Below are 1,181 nucleotides of genomic sequence, written 5' to 3'. Positions count from 1 at the left end.
TCCGTGAAGAATGCGGATTGATCTGAGAAATAAGCAGAATTTGTCTTGATGTAGTATTCGATTTTGCAGGAAAGCGGGGTGTTGGACCTCGCTTTCTTGCGTTTTAGGATTTTGCTTTTGGGCGATTCGTGATTCCCTGACGGCGTCGTCGACATTGGGGAATGCGATGAGCAAGCCGAGGGATGATCGCCAGAAAGACCTGTTGCTTCCGGCGCTTGATCAGATCATCGACATGGGTCATCCGCTGGTGCGGTTGGCAGCGCTGATCGACTGGAACATCCTGAATGAGCGCTTCAGTTCAGTGTGCCAAGCAGGGTCGGGCCAGCCGGGCTTGCCGACGCGGCTAGTCGCCGGCCTGTTCATTTTGAAGCACATGCACAACCTGTCAGATGAGGTGCTGTGCGCTCGCTGGATCGAGAACCCCTATTACCAATACTTCTGCGGCGAATTGAGCTTCTGCCACCGTCTGCCGTTCGATCGATCGTCGATGACACGCTGGCGGCAGCGGCTCGGCGAGGAACAGCTCGTCGCCCTGATCCAGGAAAGTCTTTCAGTGGCGCACAAGACCGGCGCCATCGGTCCCAAGGACCTGGAACGGGTGGTCGTCGATACCACAGTGCAGCCCAAGGCGGTTGCACATCCGACCGACGCGCGGCTGCTGCATCGAGCAATCACCAAGCTGGTCGGGCTCGCCAAGCGCAACCGTGTGCCGCTACGCCAGAGCTATCTGCGCCTGGCCAAGCGCGCCGCCATCATGACCGGCCGCTATACCCACGCCCACCAGTTCAAACGCGCCCGGCGGCAGCTCAAGTTCCTGCGGACACGGCTTGGCCGGATCATCCGCGACATCCGCCGCAAGATTGATGGCGATACGGTGCTGGAAGCTCGCTTCGGCCCGTTGCTCGGTTTAGCGCAGCAGGTGCGCAGCCAGGATCAGCATCAGCGCGGTCCGAAGGTCTATGCGTTACATGCTCCGGAGGTTGAGTGCATCGGCAAAGGTAAAGCCCGCGCGCCCTACGAGTTCGGCTGCAAGGTCAGCATCGCCACCCCTGTGACGTCTCCGAAGGGCGGCCAGTTCGTGCTCCATGCCAAGGCCCTGCATGGCAATCCCTTCGATGGGCACACGCTCGGTCCCGTAATCGCCGACATGGAGAAGCTCACCGGGGTGGAGACTCGCCGTA

Annotated in this window: 1 protein-coding gene; it reads left to right on the top strand. The window is 60.2% G+C overall.

Annotated elements, in window-relative coordinates:
• Window positions 1–166: 166 nt before the first annotated feature.
• Window positions 167–1,181 (top strand): IS5 family transposase (locus tag CT676_RS43710; protein ID WP_135217362.1); only part of this gene is annotated, 1,015 nt, incomplete at its 3' end.

Source organism: Bradyrhizobium sp. MOS001 (assembly GCF_004634465.1).
In the GTDB taxonomy this organism is placed as follows: Bacteria; Pseudomonadota; Alphaproteobacteria; order Rhizobiales; family Xanthobacteraceae; genus Bradyrhizobium; species Bradyrhizobium barranii.
This window is presented reverse-complemented; position numbering and strand designations above follow the sequence as displayed.